Origin of the sequence: Bordetella petrii (genome assembly GCF_000067205.1) — a bacterium.
Taxonomy (GTDB): Bacteria; Pseudomonadota; Gammaproteobacteria; order Burkholderiales; family Burkholderiaceae_B; genus Bordetella_A; species Bordetella_A petrii.
The window spans coordinates 828,077-844,252 of sequence record NC_010170.1 but is presented as its reverse complement, the minus strand read 5'-3'; the positions used below and the strand labels follow the sequence as shown (position 1 = coordinate 844,252).

At 67.9% G+C, this 16,176-nt stretch carries 17 protein-coding genes; 6 read left to right on the top strand and 11 right to left on the bottom strand.

The genetic code is table 11. The features are described 5' to 3' along the window. Window positions 1-8: 8 nt before the first annotated feature. The gene (locus BPET_RS03850) at window positions 9-1,559 is read right to left on the bottom strand and encodes a peptidylprolyl isomerase (RefSeq protein WP_012247777.1); all 1,551 of its coding nucleotides are present in this window, start codon (window positions 1,557-1,559) and stop codon (window positions 9-11) included. After that, the gene (locus BPET_RS03845; RefSeq protein ID WP_041862686.1) at window positions 1,556-3,913 is read right to left on the bottom strand and encodes an LPS-assembly protein LptD; all 2,358 of its coding nucleotides are present in this window, start codon (window positions 3,911-3,913) and stop codon (window positions 1,556-1,558) included. Before BPET_RS03845 ends, BPET_RS03850 begins: the two co-directional genes overlap by 4 nt. Window positions 3,914-4,112: 199 nt before the next feature. Here BPET_RS03845 and BPET_RS03840 point away from each other — a divergent pair, with 199 nt between their 5' ends. The 3 genes from BPET_RS03840 (at window position 4,113) to BPET_RS03830 (ending at window position 6,683) form a co-directional block, all read left to right on the top strand. Further along, a complete protein-coding gene (locus BPET_RS03840; protein WP_012247775.1) occupies window positions 4,113-5,153 on the top strand; it encodes an aminoglycoside phosphotransferase family protein in 1,041 nt (346 codons plus the stop codon). After that, window positions 5,153-5,848: an N-acetylmuramate alpha-1-phosphate uridylyltransferase MurU gene (gene murU, locus BPET_RS03835; RefSeq protein ID WP_012247774.1), complete on the top strand. Its 696-nt coding sequence runs from the start codon at window positions 5,153-5,155 to the stop codon at window positions 5,846-5,848. Before BPET_RS03840 ends, murU begins: the two co-directional genes overlap by 1 nt. 130 nt (window positions 5,849-5,978) lie before the next feature. Next, window positions 5,979-6,683, top strand: a complete 705-nt coding sequence (locus BPET_RS03830; protein ID WP_012247773.1) for a DUF6776 family protein — start codon at window positions 5,979-5,981, stop codon at window positions 6,681-6,683. Window positions 6,684-6,702: 19 nt separating this feature from the next. Here BPET_RS03830 and BPET_RS03825 read toward each other — a convergent pair whose 3' ends face one another. The 6 genes from BPET_RS03825 to BPET_RS03800 all read right to left on the bottom strand — a co-directional run bounded on the left by BPET_RS03825 (window position 6,703) and on the right by BPET_RS03800 (window position 11,892). Further along, the gene (locus BPET_RS03825) at window positions 6,703-7,014 is read right to left on the bottom strand and encodes a 4a-hydroxytetrahydrobiopterin dehydratase (RefSeq protein ID WP_012247772.1); all 312 of its coding nucleotides are present in this window, start codon (window positions 7,012-7,014) and stop codon (window positions 6,703-6,705) included. Between the two features lie 66 nt (window positions 7,015-7,080). Continuing rightward, window positions 7,081-7,728 (bottom strand): OmpA family protein, encoded by a 648-nt coding sequence (locus BPET_RS03820; protein WP_012247771.1) that lies wholly within the window; start codon window positions 7,726-7,728, stop codon window positions 7,081-7,083. A gap of 130 nt (window positions 7,729-7,858) precedes the next feature. Next, window positions 7,859-9,346: a tripartite tricarboxylate transporter permease gene (locus BPET_RS03815; RefSeq protein WP_012247770.1), complete on the bottom strand. Its 1,488-nt coding sequence runs from the start codon at window positions 9,344-9,346 to the stop codon at window positions 7,859-7,861. Window position 9,347: 1 nt separating this feature from the next. Continuing rightward, entirely contained in the window at window positions 9,348-9,833 is a 486-nt protein-coding gene (locus tag BPET_RS03810; protein WP_012247769.1) for a tripartite tricarboxylate transporter TctB family protein, read from the bottom strand. A gap of 19 nt (window positions 9,834-9,852) precedes the next feature. Next, window positions 9,853-10,806: a tripartite tricarboxylate transporter substrate binding protein gene (locus tag BPET_RS03805; RefSeq protein WP_012247768.1), complete on the bottom strand. Its 954-nt coding sequence runs from the start codon at window positions 10,804-10,806 to the stop codon at window positions 9,853-9,855. A 177-nt stretch (window positions 10,807-10,983) separates the two neighbouring features. Continuing rightward, window positions 10,984-11,892, bottom strand: a complete 909-nt coding sequence (locus tag BPET_RS03800) for a LysR family transcriptional regulator (RefSeq protein WP_012247767.1) — start codon at window positions 11,890-11,892, stop codon at window positions 10,984-10,986. A gap of 98 nt (window positions 11,893-11,990) precedes the next feature. On the opposite strand from BPET_RS03800, the gene BPET_RS03795 reads away from it, so the two are divergent. Continuing rightward, complete coding sequence (locus tag BPET_RS03795) at window positions 11,991-13,196, top strand: MFS transporter (RefSeq protein WP_012247766.1); 1,206 nt, start codon at window positions 11,991-11,993, stop codon at window positions 13,194-13,196. A 77-nt stretch (window positions 13,197-13,273) separates the two neighbouring features. Here BPET_RS03795 and BPET_RS03790 read toward each other — a convergent pair whose 3' ends face one another. Continuing rightward, the gene (locus tag BPET_RS03790; RefSeq protein ID WP_041862684.1) at window positions 13,274-13,699 is read right to left on the bottom strand and encodes an Lrp/AsnC family transcriptional regulator; all 426 of its coding nucleotides are present in this window, start codon (window positions 13,697-13,699) and stop codon (window positions 13,274-13,276) included. A 120-nt stretch (window positions 13,700-13,819) separates the two neighbouring features. Between BPET_RS03790 and BPET_RS03785 the strand changes: the two genes are divergently transcribed. Both BPET_RS03785 and BPET_RS03780 read left to right on the top strand, forming a co-directional pair. Next, entirely contained in the window at window positions 13,820-14,914 is a 1,095-nt protein-coding gene (locus BPET_RS03785; RefSeq protein ID WP_012247764.1) for an ornithine cyclodeaminase, read from the top strand. 32 nt (window positions 14,915-14,946) lie between these two features. Beyond that, window positions 14,947-15,060, top strand: coding sequence for an entericidin A/B family lipoprotein (locus tag BPET_RS03780; RefSeq protein WP_407921178.1), 114 nt, complete (start codon window positions 14,947-14,949; stop codon window positions 15,058-15,060). Between the two features lie 117 nt (window positions 15,061-15,177). Here BPET_RS03780 and BPET_RS03775 read toward each other — a convergent pair whose 3' ends face one another. Together BPET_RS03775 and BPET_RS03770 are read right to left on the bottom strand one after the other, a co-directional pair. After that, the gene (locus BPET_RS03775; RefSeq protein WP_012247763.1) at window positions 15,178-15,603 is read right to left on the bottom strand and encodes a DUF1810 domain-containing protein; all 426 of its coding nucleotides are present in this window, start codon (window positions 15,601-15,603) and stop codon (window positions 15,178-15,180) included. 49 nt (window positions 15,604-15,652) lie between these two features. Beyond that, entirely contained in the window at window positions 15,653-15,865 is a 213-nt protein-coding gene (locus BPET_RS03770) for a hypothetical protein (RefSeq protein WP_012247762.1), read from the bottom strand. Window positions 15,866-16,176: the final 311 nt, after the last annotated feature.

Sequence of the window (16,176 nt, the reverse complement as noted above, 5' to 3'; positions counted from 1 at the left end):
CGCCGTGGTCAGCGGTTGTTCTGCTCGATGCGCTCTTGCTTCTCGAGGCGGTTGTCGATGTAGGCCTCGTTGCGCAGCTGCGCCAGCCAATCTTCGAAGGCCGGCTCGGCGCGGCGCTCGAACAGGATCTGGCGCGCCTGCATGCGCTGCAGTTCGTCGCTGACGTCGTGCTCGCGCCGCTCTTCGACCTGGATGAGGTGCCACCCGAAGGGCGACAGCACCGGCTGGCTGACGCCTCCGACCGGCAGCGCGTTCATGGCCTGCTCGAAGGAAGGCACCATCTCGCCGGGGTTGACCCAGCCCAGGTCGCCGCCCTGCGGCGCGTTGGCGTCCTGCGAATACTGGCGCGCCATGTCGGCGAACGAGGCGCCGCCATTGACGATGCGCTGGCGGATCTGTTCGAGCCGCTGGCGTGCCTGGTCGTCGCTCATGACGGCCGAGGTCTTGATCAGGATATGGCGGGCGTGCGTCTGCGTGACCTGCACCGGCCCCTGGTGGGCCGGCATGCCGGCGCCGGGCTGCGGCGCTACGGGCGGCTGGGGCGCCGCGGCCTGGGCCGGCGCGGGGCGGTTGCCGCCGGCTCGGTCCAGCACCTTCAGAATGTGAAAGCCGTTGCCGCTTTGGATCAGGCCGCTGACTTGGCCGGGCTGCAGCGAGGCAATGGCCTTGATGAACAGGTCGGGCCAGCCATCGAGCGGGCGGGCGCCCATGACGCCGCCCTGCAGGGCCTCGGGCCCGTCGGACGACGAGGCCGCCAGGTTGGCGAAATCGCCGCCCTGCTGCAATTGCGCCAGCAGACCCTCGGCCTTCTTGCGCAGGCGCGCCACCTCGCTGGAGCTGGCGCCCTCGGGCACGCGCACCAGGATCTGCGCCAGCGCCACTTGCTCGGGGCCTGACTGCGTGGGCTGCGGCGCGCGCTGGCCGGCTGGCTGACCGCTGAAGCCCGTGCCGGCGGCGGGATTGTGCGCGCGGTCTTTCAGGAAGGCGTCGACTTCGGCGTCGGTGATGATGATGTTCGAATCGACCGCCCGCTGGCGCAAGCGGTTCATGCGGATGTCGTTGCCCAGCGACTGGCGGTACTGCGCCCAGGTGACGCCGGATTTTTCAATCTCTGCGCGCATCTGCGCCACCGGGATGCGGTTGCGGCCGGCGATGGTCTCGATGGCCTGGTCGATCTGCGCATCGTTGACGCGGATGCCGAGGCGGTCGGCCTCCTGCTTCTGCAGGCGCTCCATGATCAGGCTTTGCAGCACCTGGCGGCGCAGGACGTCCGGCGGCGGCACCTGGATGCCGCGATGCTTCAGGTCTTCGGTGGCGCGCGCCGCGCCGCTTTCGACTTCGCGCAGGGTAATGACGTCTTTGTTGACCACCGCCGCAATGCCGTCGACGAATTGCTCGCCCTGCGGCGCGGGTTGGGGCGCCGTGGCCGGGGTCGAGGCAGGCTTGGCGGCGCGGCTGCCGGCCGGCTGCTGGGCCTGGGCGGCGGACGCGCCCGCGCACAGGGCCAGGATCAGCAGATTACCGGGCAGCCGGCGCAGGAAGTGCAAGCTACGCATCATTCATACCTTTCAAATGTCGTGCCCTGAGGCGTCGGAGGCGTTACGGACTGGTAGCCCGGTATGCTCTTGTTCAGCAGGCTCATGGGATCGGTGCCCAGCGAACCCAGTCCGGTCAGCTCGAGCTGGAAGAACACCGCCGTGTTGGCATCGGTGGCCGACACGGCATAGCGCTGGAATACGACACGGCCGGTCCAGCAGCAATCGCCCTTGTACTCGAGGCCGGCGATGGCCTGCGTGACACGGGGCGACTCTTCGGCCGCGGTGGCGGTGGCACGCTCGGTGCGCAGGGAATAGTCGATGCGGCCCACGCCGTACCAGCGTTCGCTGAACGGCCATTGGAACGCCAGGCTGATCTGGTCTTGCCCGCGCGGCTGGTAGGCCACGCCCGGCAGCGGATCGCGCTGGTAGCGGTACGACAACGCCACCGAAGTCAGGCGCTGCGGCCGCCAGCGCGCGCTGATCAGCCCGCGCGACCAGTTATTGCGGTAGGGGTCGTACTGCGCGGCCACTTCGGTGCTGAGGGTGTCGGTCAGGGCGGCGCTGGCGGCCACCAGGAAGTCGGAGCGCACGTTGTCGCGTGGCGTTTCGCCCGGCAGCGTGACGCGCTGGTCTTCGAAATACAGGCGCTGCGCCGCGGACAGCGACAGGCGCTCGAAGCCGGTGTCGGCATCCAGCCAGCGCGTCGTCAGCGCGGCCGTCAACTGGTTGGCGTTGGCGATGCGGTCCCAGCCGCCAGTGTAGATGTTTTCCTGGAAGGCCTGGTCGAAACTGAAGTTGGCCAGCGTGGTGTCGTAGACCGGAATCTCGGACTGGTCGCGATACGGCACGCGCAGGTAGTACAGACGCGGTTCGAGGGTCTGGATGGAATCGTTGCCAAATAGCGTGGTGTCGCGCTCGAACACCATGCCGGCGTCCACCGAGAAGATCGGCAGGGTGCGCGAGATGGAGCGCGGATTGTCGGATAGCCGGTACCAGTCGGTTTGGTACTGGGTGTAGTTCAGGCCGATTTTGGGCGTCAGGAACCAGCCTGGGCGCACGATGGGATAGGCCGCCGTGGCGTAGGTCTGGAAGCGGTCGCCGTTGGGACCCAGGCGCACGCCTTCGAGCAACGGCCGCTTGAAGCGCACCGCGGTGTTGGTCCATTCGAGGTCGAGGCCGCCCACGTCGTAGCGCGCGCCCTTCAGGTAGAGTTCGGGCACCTTGTCGTAGGGCGGCGCCAGCGGGGCGTCCGGGTCTTGCAGGGTCTGGTACTTGTAGACCTGCGCATACGATTGCCAGTAGCGGCTGGACCAGCCCACCCGGCCGCGTTGCGGCAAGTACGTGGTGGACGCCTCGTTCAGCCCCAGCGTGGAAAAATCGCGGAAATAATCGTCATCGGAAACCTTGGCGAAATCCCAGTCGGTGTAGAACCCGCCGCCCAGCAACTGCTGGTGGCGCGACCGGAACATCCAGCGGTGGTCACCGGTTTCGCGGTCGCTGGACAGGTACGTGCCCACCAGGCTGCCGTTGTACGAGCGGCCCAGGTAGCGGAACTCGCCGCCCAGCTGCGGACCGCGCTTGCTCAAGAAGCGCGGCTGCAGCGTCAGGTCGTAGTTGGGCGCCAGGTTGAAGTAGTACGGCAGCGACAGGTCGATGCCGCTTTTGCTGGTAAACCCGTAGGTGGGCACCAGGAAGCCCGATTTACGCTCTTTCTTGACCGGAAAGGTCAGGTACGGCGACGCCAGCAGCGGCACGTCTTTGAAGTACAGCACGCCGTTGCGCGCCACGCCCTCGTTTTCGTCGAAATCGAGGTCGACGCTGTCGGCCTTGATGTACCACGACGGCTTGGGACACGGGCAGCCGCTGTACTGCACGGTGGTCAGCCGCATTTGCGAGCGGCTGAAGATCTGGGCCCGTTCGGCGCGGGCAAAGCCGCCGCTGGCGCCGATCCAGAAATCGGGAGACTCGATTTCGCCGCTGTCGGTGTCGATGTTGAACTGCGCCGACGGGCCGGTGACCAGCGTGCCGTCACGCATCAGGCGCGCGTTGCCCTGGATGTCGACCGCGCCCGTGTCGCTGGCGTAGTCGATGTGGTCGCCCTTGACCACGCCGTCGATGCGGCGCACCTGGGCGCTGCCGGTGAGCGTGACATTGGAATCGGGATCGCCCTTCAGGTGATCGGACTCGGTGAAGACGGGAATCTGGTCGTCTTCGAGCCGGTGCATGCGCAAGCCCGGCGACGTGCGCAGCCGGGCCGATTCGCGCAGCCCCGGCGCAGCGTTGTCGGCAGGCGGGACGGTTCCCTGGCTGCCTTGGGCATGGACGGCCCCGGCCAAGCTGACAGCAGAGAGGATCAACCACCGGACCATACACACCGTGAACGCAAACCTTATCGACAGAAACACCCGCCCCGGCGCGGACGCGCATGGCGGCGGTGGCGGCCCGGGCAGGCCGCGCGGAAAGCCGCGTGCCAACGGGAACGACCCGGTATTATAGAGAAGCCGCGCGCCATCGCCGCCATCGGCCGCGCGCGCGCTTCGCAACCAAACCCTACCGCACTCCGAGACGGCCCTCTTGAGCACCCACCACGACCCGCGCCTGGACCAGGTACATGCCTGGCTGGGCACCCTGCCCGCCAGCCTCGAACTGGCGCCCGAAACCCTGCGGCCCGCGTCCAGCGACGCCAGCTTCCGCCGCTATTTCCGCCTGAACGCCGGGGCCCGCACCCTGATCGTCATGGACGCCCCGCCGCCCCATGAAGACGTCGGCCCGTTCCTGCATGTGGGCGGCCTGCTGGCCCAGGCCGGCCTGAACGTGCCCCAGGTGCTGGCGCAAGACCCGGCCCAGGGCCTGCTGCTGCTGTCCGACCTGGGGCGCGACACCTACTACCAGCGCATCCAGGCCGGCCTGCCCGACGCGCAGCTGCAGTCGCTGTACCGCGACGCGCTGGCGGCTCTGGTGCGCATGCAGCAGGCCCGCACCGACGGCCTGCCCGCCTACGACCAGGCGCGCCTGGCCGCGGAACTCGAACTGTTCCCCGAGTGGTATGTGGCGCGCCACCATGGCGTGCAGCTCGACGACCAGACCGCCGCCGCGCTGCGGCAAGTTTTCAACCTGTTGTCGGCGGCCAACGGCGCGCAGGCCCCGGTGCTGGTGCACCGCGACTTCCATTCGCCCAACCTGATGGTGTGCGACGACCCCGCCTTCGGCCCCAACCCCGGCATCCTCGACTTCCAGGATGCGCTGGCCGGCCCGGTCACGTACGACCTGGCTTCGCTGGTCACCGATGCGCGCACCACCTGGGAAGAGCCCCAACAGCTCGACTGGGCCGCGCGCTACTGGGAAATGGCGCGCGCCGCCGGCCTGCCGGTCGACAGCGATTTCGCGGCCTTCCACCAGGCCTACGAATGGATGAGCCTGCAGCGCAACCTGCGCATCCTGGGCGTGTTCGCGCGCCTGCATCACCGCGACAACAAGCCCGCGTACCTGGCGCACATGCCGCGCGTCAACGGCTACGTGCGGCAGGTGGCGCAGCGCTACGGCGTGTTCAAGCCCCTGCTGCGCCTGCTCGACAAACTCGACAACCGCGAAGTGCGGGCCGGGTACACCTTCTGATGCGCGCCATGATCCTGGCCGCCGGGCGCGGCGAGCGCATGCGGCCCCTGACCGACCATACCCCCAAGCCGCTGCTGCCGGCCGGCGGCAAGCCCCTGATCGTGTGGCATATCGAGCGCCTGGCCGCGGCCGGCATTCGCGACATCGTCATCAACCACGCCTGGCTGGGCGAGCAACTGCCCTCGGCGCTGGGCGACGGCAGCCGCTACGGCGTGCGCATCGCCTATTCGGCCGAGTCCACCGCGCTCGAAACCGCCGGCGGCATTGCCCAGGCCCTGCCGCTGCTGGGTCCGCAGCCGTTCCTGGCCATCAACGGCGACATCTGGTGCGACTGGCACCCGGCCCAGGCGGCCGGCCTGGCGCGCAACCTGGACGCCGCCCGCGCCGATGCCTGGCTGCTGCTGGTGGACAACCCGGAACACCATCCGCAAGGCGACTTCACCTTGTCTGGCGATGGCCAAGTCGGCACCGGCACGGCCGGCCGCCTGACCTTCGCCGGCATCGGCGTGTACCGGCCGGCCCTGTTCGATGGCCTGGCGGCCGGCACGCCAGCGCCCCTGGCGCCTTTGCTGCGCGAGGCCATGGCCCGCAGCGCGGTGCTCGGCGCGCATCACGCCGGCGCCTGGACCGACGTGGGCACGCCGCAGCGCCTGGCCGCGCTGGATGCCCGGCTGGCCGCCGCGCGGCCCGGCTGAAAAGGTGTTTCCAAGCCGTACGTACGCAACGAGAGTTATCTGGCGTAACCTGTCGATGCTGTCACACGGTATCCTCTAGGGTTTTGGCCGGTTGCTTACCGGCAGACATATATCAACACAGGGTTCTCGCATGGGGATGTTCGGACGCTCGCAACGGGCCGTTTTCAAGCCTTCGGTCTACCAACCTGGCAAACGCACGCGGCGCATGCCGCGCTGGCTGGTGCTGCTGCTGGTGGGCATCGGCCTGGGCGCCGGCGGCGTGCTGTTCCTGCAGGCCAACTACGGCCCGCCACGCCTGACCGCCGAACAATCGGAGCAATTGCAGTCCGAACTCAACACCGCCAACCTCGACCGCCAGCGCTTGCGTACTCAGCTGGCCGAAGCCGTGGCGCAGCGCGACGCCAACCAGGCCACCCGCGACCAGGCGTCGGCCGATCTGGAGCAGGCCCGCGCCCGCATCCAGGCGCTGAACCAGGAATTCAAGATCTTCCAGGACGCCATTCCGCCCGACCCGCGCGGCACCGACATCGGCGTGCGCTCGGGCTCGTTCAGCCGCGATCCCGGCAAGCTCAACTACCAGGTGTTGCTGATGCGCGAAAGCAGCGACGGCCCGGCCTTCAAGGGCACGCTCAATCTGGCGGTAACGGGCGTCTACCGCAATGGCCGTTCGGGCACCATCGAACTCGATCCCATCGACGTCAGCCTGGGCCGCTACCAGGTCGCGCAGGGCGCGGCCGAAGTGCCTGAAAACTTCACGCCGCGATCGGTACGCATCCAGGTGCTTGATCCGTCCGGGCGCCAGCAGGCCATGCGCATTTACTACGTGCGCAACTGAAGCCCGCCTTCTCTGCCCCCTAACCGGCCGCGCCCATGGACGCGGCCGTTTCGTTCATGAACCGCGCCATCCGCGCGTCGAGCTCGGTGACGCCGCCGGCCGAATGCGTGGCCAGCACCACATCGACGCGGTTGTACACATTGAACCATTCGGGATGGTGGTCGAGCTTTTCGGCCTGCATGGCCACGCGCGCCATGAAGCCGAAAGCGGCATTGAAGTCCTTGAACTGGAATGTCTTCTGGATGGCATCGCGCCCGGCGTGCGCCTGCCAGCCGGGCAGGCCCGGCAGCACGGCCTGCGCGCCCAGGCGCGGCGGCGATGGCTCGCTCATGGTGGGGTTCTCCTGAAAAAAGCGGCCGCGCGCCCCTGCGCCCGGCCGCCGTGCCACGTTGTGCGTCTACTGCTTGACCGCGTACAGATAGACTTCCACGCGCCGGTTGGCGGCGCGCCCTTCGGCGGTGGCGTTGTCGCCGATGGGGTCGCGCGCCGCGCGGCCCTCGATCGTCATGCGGGCCGGCGCCACGCCCTGTTTGCCCAGGTAGTCGGTGACGCTGCGCGCGCGGTTTTCCGACAAAGTCTGGTTATGAGCGGCGCTGCCGGTGCTATCGGTGTGGCCCACCACCTTGGCGCGCAGTTCGGGATGCTGGTTGAGCGCGCGCGCCACGCTATCGAGCACGGGCAACAGGGCGGGTTTGAGCACGGCCTTGTCGGTGTCGAACGACACATTGCTGGGAATGTTCACCTTCAGGCTGCCGTCGGGCATTTCGACCACGTCGATGCCGAGCGAGCTGGCGCCCGACTGCTGCACGTCTTTTTTCACGCCCGACCAGTTGTAGCCGATCAGGCCGCCTGCCACCGCGCCGATGCCGGCGCCAATGGCCGCGCCTTTGCCGTGGCCGATCAGGGCGCCAATGCCCGCGCCGGCCGCGGCGCCGGCGCCAGCCCCGACCGCGGTGTTGGTTTGCTGCGGGGTCGCGCAGCCGGCCGCCAGCAACGTGGCGGCCGCGACGGCGGCGATACGGGGGAGTGTTCTTCTTGCTTGCATGGCAGCCTCCTGTGACGCTGTTTATCAGTGCCGGGGGACCCGGCTGAACCATGCTAGCAAGGCCGTCGCGGACATCTGCAACTTTTTGTACCGGACCGCCTGCCTTTTAATGCGAACAACTGCCCCTGGCCTAAGCGCTGGCGCGCAGCTTGCGCAGCAGGCCCGGCAGGAACAGCACCGCCAGCGCCAGCACAATCAGCGTCACCGACAGCGGCGACGACAGCAGCACGGCCGGATTGCCTTCGCCGATGGACAGCGCCCGGCGCAACTGTGTTTCGGCCGACGGCCCCAGGATCAGGCCGATCAGCACCGGCGCGATGGGAAAGTCGTATACGCGCATCACGTAGCCCATCAGGCCGATGCTGAACATCAGCAGCAAATCCATCCACGACGTGCCTACGCCCCAGATGCCCACCATGGCGAACACCAGGATGCCCGCATACAGGTACGGCCGTGGAATCAGCAGCAGCCGCACCCACAGGCCGACCAGCGGCAAATTAAGAACCAGCAACATCAGGTTGCCCACGTACAGCGAGGCGATCAGGCCCCACACCAGGTCGGCGCTGTTGATGAACAGAAACGGCCCAGGCTGCAGCCCGTAGCTCTGGAACGCCGCCAGCAGCACGGCGGCGGTGGCTGAAGTGGGCAGGCCGAGCGTCAGCAACGGCACCAGGATGCCGGCGGCCGCCGAATTGTTGGCCGCCTCGGGCCCGGCCACGCCCTCGATGGCGCCACGGCCGAACTCGTCGCGATGGCGGCTGAGCCGGCGTTCGATTGTGTACGACAGGAAAGTGGGCACCTCGGAGCCGCCAGCCGGCAGCGCGCCTATGGGAAAGCCCAGCAAGGTGCCACGCAGCCAGGGCTTCCACGAGCGCCGCCAGTCGTCCCGCGTCATCCAGTGTCCGCCCGCCAGCGGGTTCACCGCGGGCGGTGCGCTGCGGTAGCGGCTGGCCACGTACAGAATCTCGCCCACCGCGAACAGCGACACCAGTACCACCGTAATGTCGATGCCGTCGAGCAGGTCGGGCGAACCGAACGCCAGGCGCGCCTGGCCCGACGGGCCGTCGATGCCGACCACGCCCATTGCCAGCCCCAGGAACAGCGCGATGAAGCCGCGCACGCGCGAAGTGCCCAGCACCACCGACACCGACGTGAACGCCAGCAGCATCAGGGCAAAATAATCGGCCGGCCCGAACACGAAGGCCAGTTCGGCGATGGCCGGCGCCAGGAAGGTCAGCGCCAGGGTGGCCAGTGTGCCCGCCACGAACGACCCGATGGCGGCCGTGGCCAGCGCGGCCGCGCCGCGCCCGGCTCGCGCCATTTTGTTGCCTTCGAGCGCCGTCATCATCGAGCCGCTTTCGCCAGGAGTGTTCAGCAGGATGGACGTGGTAGACCCGCCATACATCGCGCCGTACAGCACCCCCGCGAACATGATGAAGGCCGCCGTGGGCGCCACCTTTACGGTCACCGGCAGCAGCAGCGCGATGGTCAGCGCCGGCCCGATGCCCGGCAGCACGCCGATGGCGGTGCCCAGCAGCGCCCCCACGAAAGCCCACATCAAGTGAGCCGGCTGCAGCGCCACGCCGAAGCCGGCCATCAGGGAATGAAAGGCGTCCATGTCACCACCCCGCCAGCGGCAGCGCGCCGCCCAGCGTCACGCCCAGGCGCGTGAACCCCAGCCAGCAGATCGTGCCCAGCGCCAGCCCAATGGCGCAGTCCAGCAGCACGCGGCGCGACCCGAATGCATGCGTGACCAGCGCGAAAGCCAGCATCGCCGTCAGCGGAAAGCCCAGCGGCCGCATGGTCAGCAGCGGAATGGCCGCCCCCGCCGCCGCGAACAGCAAGGCCTTGCGCGAGGGGCGCGCGCCGGCTTCGGCGCTTTCGGCCTCTTGCGGCTCGAAGGTATCGCCGCGCGCGATCTGCGCGAGCAGGGCCAGGCCCAGTACGATCAGCGCGGCCCCCACCAGCATGACGAAGTCGCCGGGCCCCACGCCGGCATAGCCGCCCGATTTGGGCAGCGCGTATCCCTGCTGCAGCCAGACCGCCCCGATGGCGATCACGGCCAGCCCCAGCCACCAGGGGCGGCGCTGCGGTAATGCGGACATGGCGGTTTCTCCTGGTGCGTTACTTGACCAGGCCCAGGTCCTTCAATACCTGTTCCTGCCGGACTTTTTCGTCGTCCAGGAACTTAGCGAACGCATCGCCGGCCAGGTAGGCATCCGACCAGCCGTGGTCGGCCAGCGTTTTTTTCCATTGCGGCGAGGCATGCAGCTTCTGGTAGCGATCCAGCCACATGTCGCGCCCCTGCTTGCTCATGCCAGGCGCGCCGATAATGCCGCGCCAGTTGCCGATGACCACGTCCACACCCGACTCTTTCAGCGTGGGCGCGTCCACCCCAGGCAGCCGCTGTTCGGACGTGACGGCAATGATGCGCAGGCGTTTCTGGTCGGCATAAGGCTTGAATTCCGACAGACCCGACAGCGCCAGCTTCAACTGCCCGCTGACCAGCAGCGGCACCAGCTCTGCGCCGCTGGGATAGGGAATGTAGTTGAGCTTGCTGGGCGCCACGCCGGCCGACTTGGCGATGAGCCCGGCGGCCACGTGGTCGACGCCACCGACCGAGCCGCCGCCGATGGCCAGCGCGCCCGGGTTCTTGCGCAGTGCGTCGACCACGTCGGCCACGTTCTTGATGGGCGAGTTCACCGGCACCGCGAGCACGTCGGCATCGTCGGTCAGGCGCACCAGCGGCGTGATCGAATCGAGCGTGACCGGCGACTTGTTCAGGATGATGCCACCCACCAGAATCGACCCCATCGACATGATGGCGTTGTCGTCGTTCTTGCTGGTATTGATGAATTCGGCCAGCCCGATGGTGCCACCCGCTCCGCCCTTGTTGGTGACCTGGTAGCCATCAGTGAAGATGCCGGCTTCCTGCATGACCTGCAACGGCACACGCGCGGCGGCATCGTAGCCGCCGCCGGGGCCGCCGGGGGCCATGACCTTGGCCGGGGCGGCGCCGGCCGCCAACGGCAGCGCGGCAACGACCAATGAAACCAGAACCTGTTTGATGCGTAGCATGGATGTCTCCTTGGAGGCGCGGCACCCGCGGCGGGTATCGGCCAACTGCTTGTTATTGGGTGTGGTTCAGCAGGCTTCGATACTAGACAGTTTCTTGCGCCGCGCCAAGCGAAGCGCGAGGCCTCCATTCAGCATGCCGACAGCAGCCGCGCCGCCATGGCCGCGCGAGCGCCGGCATCAACGCGCGCACAAGCGTCCCAGGATGGCGGCCAGACTACGCGCGGCCGGCCCCAGCGGCGCGTCCAGCCGATGGGCCAGATAGATTTCCGACACCGCGGCGCTGTTGCGCCCCAACACCGGGGTGCGCACCCGCACCAGGCGCGCCTCGTCCAAGTCGCGCCGCACTTGCCATTCGGGCAGGCGGCCCCAGCCCACGCCCGCCAGAATCAATGCATGCTTGGCGTCTTGATTGCCAACCCGATACGTGCGCGGCGACATCACGCCGAAATCGCGGCCGCTGGAGTGCGGCGTGGGATCGGCCAGCACGATCTGCACATGGTCGGCCAGTTCGGCGGCGCCGATGTGCTCGCCTTGGGCGCGCGCGGCAAGCGGATGACCGACCGCCACGACCGCCACCTGGTTCACTTCGGACAAGGCCTCGAAGGCGATGCGCGGATCGCGGAAATTCTCTCCGGCCATGATGGCCAGGGTGCAGCGTTGTTCGAGCAACGCCTGCAACGGCCCGCCCAAGGGCTCGATATCCAGCCGGATCGCCACCGAGGGGTAGGCGGCCTGCAGCTCGGCCAACGCCGCGCCGATCTGGTGCAGCGGGAACAAGGTGTCGACCACCAGCGCCAGCTCGAGTTCGACCCCTTCGCCAAAGCCGCGCGCACGGGCGCGCATGGCGTCGACGCGCAGCAGGATGTCGCGGGCATTGACCAGCAACGCACGCCCTTGCGGCGTGAGCGCCGGGCGATGGCCCGCGCGGTCGAACAGGGCAATGCCCAGCTGGGCTTCCAGGTTGGCGATGCTGGCGCTGACGCCGGACTGCACGCGCCGCAGCCGGGCGGCCCCTGCCCGGAAGCTGCCCTGCTCGGCCACCGCCACGAAGGTGCGAATCTGGTCCAGCGTCAGTGCGTCGAGCATGATCGTTTTAGATGATCAAAACAATCTCAATTATGTCACTTCTTCTGCTCGACTCCCAACGCTAGTATTTCACCAGAATCGCTCAACCCTCCGCCGCCATGACGCCTGCGCCAGCCTCCAATTTCCGTACCCGTTGGGCCGCCGTGGCCATAGTGGTCGGCTGCGGCGTCGTGGCCGCCATGCAGGTCGGCAAGGCTGCCATCGCCGGGCCGATGCTGCAGTCCGACCTGGGCCTGAACCTGGATGCGCTGGGCTGGCTGACCGGCATTTTCGCCGTGCTGGGCGTGGCGGGCGGCATCCCCGCCGGCGTCGTCATCGGCAGCGTGGGCGGGCGGCGCGCGCTGGTCGGCGGCCTGCTGGCCACGGCTGTCGGCGCCGCCGTGGGAGCCGCCAGTCCGGTCTATGGCTGGCTACTGGCATCCCGCGTCATCGAGGGCGCGGGCTTCCTGTTCATTACCGTGGCCGGGCCCGCGGTGCTGCAGCGGCAAGACATGGTGCGCGCAGACCGCCGCGACCTGGCGTTCGCACTATGGAGCTGCTTCATGCCGGCCGGCATGGCCATCGCCATGCTGGTTGGCCCATTGCTGGGCGGCTGGCGCTCGCTGTGGTGGGCCTGCTGCGGGCTGGTCGTGGCGGCCGCCGTGGCCGTGCTGGCCACCGTGCCCGGCGACGGCCCTCGCGCGCCGCTGGGCTGGCGCGCCGCGCGCCGCGATGCCGCCCGCGTGGCGCGAGCGCGCAATCCCTTGCTGCTGGCCGCCGTCTTTGCCTGCTACAGCTTGATGTTCATTGCCGTGTTCAGCTTCCTGCCCGAACTGCTGATGGAACGCATGCAAGCCTCCTGGCGGACGGCTGGCCTGCTCAGCGCGCTGGCCTGCGCCGTCAACATCCTGGGCAACCTGGCCGCCGGACATCTGCTGGCGCGCGGCGTGGCGCGGCCGCTGGTGCTGTGCACGGCCAGCGTCGCCATGGGCGCGGCTGCGCTTGGCATCTTCCTGCCGCTGCTGCCCGACGCGGGCGTGTTTCTGCTGTGCGTGGTGTTCTCGGCGGTAGGCGGACTGATCCCCGCCACCTTGTTGTCGAGCGCGCCGCTGGCGGCCCCCGCCGCCGCCCTGACCCCGATCGTGGTGGGCCTGGTGATGCAAGGCAACAACCTGGGCCAGATCGTCGGCCCGATAGCGATGGGGGGAGCCATCGACGCCTACGGCTGGCATGCCGCCGCCTGGGTCGTGGCGGCAGCGGCGCTACTTGCCGCAGCCTCTGCCGCCGCGTTGCCCGGGGCGCCGATCCGCGCGCCGGCCAAATGACCCGGCCTGGAAACGGCGACATAGGTTGCCATGGCGGCCATGCGGTCCATGCCGATCTTCTTGAATACGCGCGCGGCTCACCCGGCCTTGTAGCTTTTGAGGTGCAGGCTGGTTTCAGTAGCCGCGATGCCTTTGATCAGCCGCACCCGCTCCAGGACTTCCGACATTTCGGCAATGCTTTGCGCGCGCAGTTCGGCCAGCAGATCCCAGCGGCCGTTGGTGTCGTGCAGGGCCGCCACGCCCGGCTCGCCCAGCAGCATACTGATGACACGCCGCGTTTCGTTGCCGTCGATGGCAATGCTCATCCAGGCTGATATGTGCACGGGCTGCGCGTCGGGACGCAACTGCACGGTATAGCCCACAATGACGTTCTCGGCTTCCAGGCGAGCGATGCGGTTGTTGATCGTGCCGCGCGACACATTCAGGCGCTTGGCCAACGTGGCCACGGACTCGCGCGCGTTGGCCCGCAACAGCCCCAGCAAGCGTTGATCGAGATCGTCCATTCTCATTTCGTCAATTCCGGGCGCCGGTTTGGCATCTTATCGTGGTTTTTTGCGCAGGATGCAAGCTGTTTCTTGACAGTGCGGCAACGCAGAATCAAGGCATGCGCCACGGAGATCGCCATGACCCTGCTGCTTACCACTCCCGATGTCGCCGCCCTGGTCGAACGGCGAACGCTGCCCGGCTTGCTGAAGCGGCTCGAACAGGCCATCCACGCCGACTTCCTGCGTTGGCCGGAGTTCGATAAATCAGCGCGCCTGGCCACGCACTCGCCCGACGGGGTCATCGAGCTGATGCCCGCCGCCGACCACGCGCTGTACAGCTTCAAGTATGTCAACGGCCATCCGAAGAACCCGCGCTGCGGCCTGCCCACCGTCATGGCTTTCGGCGCGCTGGCCGAGGTCGCCACCGGCCGCCCGCTGCTGGTCAGCGAGCTGACCCTGGCCACGGCGCTGCGCACCGCCGCCACCTCGGTCATGGCGGCACGTGCGCTGGCGCGTCCGGGCGCGCGTTCGATGGCATTGATCGGCAATGGCGCGCAAAGCGAATTCCAGGCGCTGGCGTTCCACCACCTGCTCGGTATTGCAGAGATACGCGCCTACGACATCGACCCCGCGGCCACCCGCAAGCTGGCCGGCAACCTGGCCGCCACGCCAGGCCTGGCGGTGATCGCGGCCGACAGCATCACAGAGGCCGTGCGCGGCGCCGACATCGTGACCACGGTCACGGCGGACAAGACCCGCGCCACCATCCTGACGCCCGGCATGATCGAGCCGGGCATGCACTTGAACGCCGTGGGCGGCGACTGCCCCGGCAAAACCGAGCTGCACCCCGCCATCCTGGCCGCGGCCTCGGTCTTTGTCGAATTCGAGCCGCAAAGCCGCATCGAAGGCGACATCCAGCAAATGGATGCCGCCTTCCCGGTTACGGAACTATGGCGGGTGCTGCGCGGGCAGGCCGCCGGCCGCGCCAGCGATGCCGGCATCACCGTGTTCGATTCCGTGGGCTTCGCCATGGAAGATTTTTCCGTGCTGCGCGTGCTGTACGAAGAAGTCACCGCGCTGGGGCTGGGCCGCGACGTGGCGTTGATTCCCGCCCTGCCCGACCCCAGAAACTTGTATTCCATCCTGCTTGCGCCGGGCGCCGCAGATTCCGCCCGCCACCGCCCCGGGCACGCTACTTGCTGTCCGCGCGTGCAAGTCGAGTTCTCAACCTGAACCAGGAGAAGGATATGAACAGCAAGAAATGGATGGTCGTAATGGCTCTGCTCGCCGCCAGCGTGACGGCAGGCTGCAACACCATGCACGGCGCCGGCCAAGACATTGAACGCGGCGGAGAGAAGATTCAGGAGAATGCGCGGTAAAGAGCGAAGCGCCCGGATGAAACCATCCGGGTCGTTCGAGCAGGTGAGCGCACTAACAAAATAGCGGGCCGACTGAAGCGGCACCGGTAATCAACCCGGTGGAACACGACGCAAGCCCTACCCCAAGAGGTCCAGCGTCAGCCTGTCCGGCCCTTCCGGATAAAACCGGTCCAGCGCATCGCTGAACCGGGACTCGCCGGGCGCGACCGCGGCAAAAAGCGTCAGGCACGACCTGAACTTCAGGTCGTCGGGCGAGCCGAAAATGGCGTGGGGGTCGGTCTGTCCCAACCCAAGCAGCAGATCCACACATTGGCGCAGCCGCTCGCCCAGCACGGGGTGCCGCAGGTAGGCCGCCGCCTCTTCCTTGGACGCCAGGCCGTAGTGGCGGGCCGTGCCGCTGCGGCCCAAGGCTTGCAGTTGCGGAAAGATAAACCACATCCAGTGGGTCGTCTTGCGGCCACGGGCCAGTTCATCCAGCACCTCGGCATAGACGCTAGTCTGCGCATCGACGAACCGCTGCAAATTGAAAGGGTCCGGATTCATGGATGCATCCTGGCGCTAGGGCGCCGATGTGCTGAAGGCGTGCGGGAAACTACTCGTTGATCCAGTGCTGCGCATCCCGGACGAACCAGGGCAGGTTCAGCTTTTCGCCCTCGCCCGCCTGGATCGTCAGCCGGGGTTGCGGTCCGGCGGCGGGCTGCGCCTGCGGCTCGGGCGGCGGCGATGGCGTATTGGCGCAGCCCGAGACCGACGCGCACACAGCCGCGAACAGGGCGGCGAGGAATATCGAGCGGAAAATCTGCATGATGCTGGGGCTCCGGATGACAACGCTGGCGGACACGCCAGACGCCCGGACCGCCGGATCTACTGAAGCGTGATGATTCGATCAATCAAGATAATAAAGCGTCAGGGCGCGGATTGGATTGCAAAACCGGCCCGACCATAGCAACCTGTCGCCGTGGTGTTTGCCTCGGCACTGACCGGCCCCTGGCGTGGCGGCCGACCAGACCGGCAAGGGGCTTGAGGTACCCGTTTCGATGCCGATGGCCGAATGGCAGGTTGCTGGATCAGCGGAGAGGTTATGTGGAGCGGTCAGAAGTCTTGACAGACCCGCGT